General features: G+C 61.7%; 2 protein-coding genes and 1 pseudogene. All 3 read right to left on the bottom strand.

Going from position 1 to position 2,077, the window contains the following annotated elements; genetic code table 11:
- A pseudogene (locus tag Q0L94_RS17525) lies at positions 1–786 on the bottom strand (NADH-quinone oxidoreductase subunit F); the annotation flags it as partial.
- Complete coding sequence (gene nuoE, locus Q0L94_RS17520) at positions 783–1,283, bottom strand: NADH-quinone oxidoreductase subunit NuoE (protein ID WP_296755909.1); 501 nt, start codon at positions 1,281–1,283, stop codon at positions 783–785. The gene nuoE and the pseudogene Q0L94_RS17525, both read right to left, overlap by 4 nt.
- Positions 1,283–2,077: NADH-quinone oxidoreductase subunit D (locus Q0L94_RS17515; protein ID WP_296755908.1), on the bottom strand; the 795-nt coding region annotated here is incomplete at its 5' end. The genes Q0L94_RS17515 and nuoE, both read right to left, overlap by 1 nt.

Here is a 2,077-nt window from a genome sequence, read left to right as displayed (position 1 = left end):
CGGCACCTCGTAGTTGCCCGGCTGGTTGACATCACCACTGACCGAGAAGATCTTGGTGCCGCCGTTGTTGGGCTTGCCACACTCCAGGTAGGCCTGCCCACCGTTGCGGATGATCCAGGGCACCGCCGCGAAGGTTTCGGTGTTGTTGATGGTGGTGGGCTTGCCGTACAGACCGAAGCTGGCCGGGAACGGCGGCTTGAAGCGGGGCTGGCCCTTCTTGCCTTCCAGGGATTCGAGCAGCGCGGTTTCTTCGCCGCAGATGTAGGCACCGTAGCCGTGGTGCGCGTGCAACTGGAAACAGAAGTCGGTACCGAACAGATTGTCGCCCAGATAGCCGGCTTCGCGCGCTTCCTTCAACGCGCGCTCGAAGATGTCGTAGATCTCGAAGATTTCGCCATGGATGTAGTTGTAGCCCACACGCGCGCCGAGCACGTAGCCGGCGATCGCCATGCCTTCGATCAGCTGGTGCGGGTTGTAGCGCAGGATGTCGCGATCCTTGAAAGTGCCCGGCTCGCCCTCGTCGCTGTTGCAGACAATGTACTTGTCGCCGGGGAACGCACGCGGCATGAAGCTCCACTTCAGTCCGGTGGGGAAGCCTGCGCCGCCGCGGCCGCGCAACGCGCTGGTCTTCAGCTCGGCAATGATGGCGTCACCCGGCATCTGCTCGGTCACCACGCGGCGCAGTGCCTGGTAACCGCCGTTGGCGACATAGGTCGCGAGCGATGCCGGATTGTCGAGCGCCTGCGTCCAGCTGCAGACCTGGGAAGTGGGGGCGAGCAGACTCATTTCAGCTTGTCCAGCAGCTCGTCGATCTTCTCGGGGGTCAGGTGCGTGTGCATCGCATGGTTATTGTGCAGACACATCGGCGCATCGCCGCACGCCCCCATGCATTCGCCCTCCTTCAGGGTGAAGCGGCCGTCCTCGGTGGTTTCGCCAAAGCCGATGCCGAGCTTCTGCCGGAGATGCTCGGCAATCTCGTTCGCCCCCATCAGCGCGCACGGCAGATTGGTGCACACGGTGATCTTGTGGCGCCCCACCGGCTGGGTGTCGTACATGTTGTAAAACGTGGCAACCTCGTATGCGGCGATCGACGGCATCTCGAGGTAGTCCGCAACATACTCGATCAATTCCGGCTTGAGCCAGCCGCATTCGGTTTGCGCGATGCGCAACGCAGCCATTACCGCCGACTGCTTCTGCTCTGGCGGGTATTTGGCGACTTCGGTATCGATCAGTGCAAGGGATTCGGCACTCAGCCGAAGGCTGTTCAAGTCAGGATTGGCCATCAGCGGTCGATCTCTCCGAAAACGATATCCTGCGTACCGATAATGGCGACGACGTCGGCGATCATGTGCCCACGGCTCATTTCATCGAGCGCGGCCAGATGCGCGTAGCCCGGGGCACGGATTTTCAGGCGGTAGGGTTTGTTGGCGCCGTCCGACACCAGATAGATGCCGAACTCGCCCTTGGGGTGCTCCACCGCGGCATAGGCCTCGCCTTCCGGCACGTGCATCCCTTCGGTAAAGAGCTTGAAGTGATGGATCAGCTCTTCCATGTTCTGCTTCATGTCGATCCGCGAGGGCGGCGCAACCTTGTGATTGTCGACGACGACCGGACCGGGATTTTCGCGCAGCCAGTCGACGCACTGCTTGATGATGCGATTAGACTGGCGCATTTCCTCGATGCGCACCAGATAGCGGTCGTAGCAATCGCCGTTGGTGCCGACCGGGATGTCGAAATCCATGCGGTCGTAGACTTCGTAGGGCTGTTTCTTGCGCAGATCCCATTCGACGCCGGAACCGCGCAGCATGGGGCCGGTAAAACCCAGCGCCAGCGCGCGCTCGGGCGACACCACCCCGATGCCTACGGTGCGCTGCTTCCAGATACGATTGTCGGTCAGCAGGGTTTCATATTCGTCGATATAGGTCGGGAAGCGCCGGGTGAAATCCTCGATGAAGTCGAGCAGCGAGCCCTGCCGGTTCGCGTTCATCGATTTCATCGTCCGCTCGTTGCGGCTGTGCTGGGCCTGGTATTGCGGCATGGTGTCGGGGAGATCACGGTAGACGCCGCCGGGCCGGTA

This window comes from Thiobacillus sp. (assembly GCF_024708915.1).
Note: the sequence above shows the minus strand (reverse complement) of the source record. Positions and strands in the feature narration are given on the sequence as shown.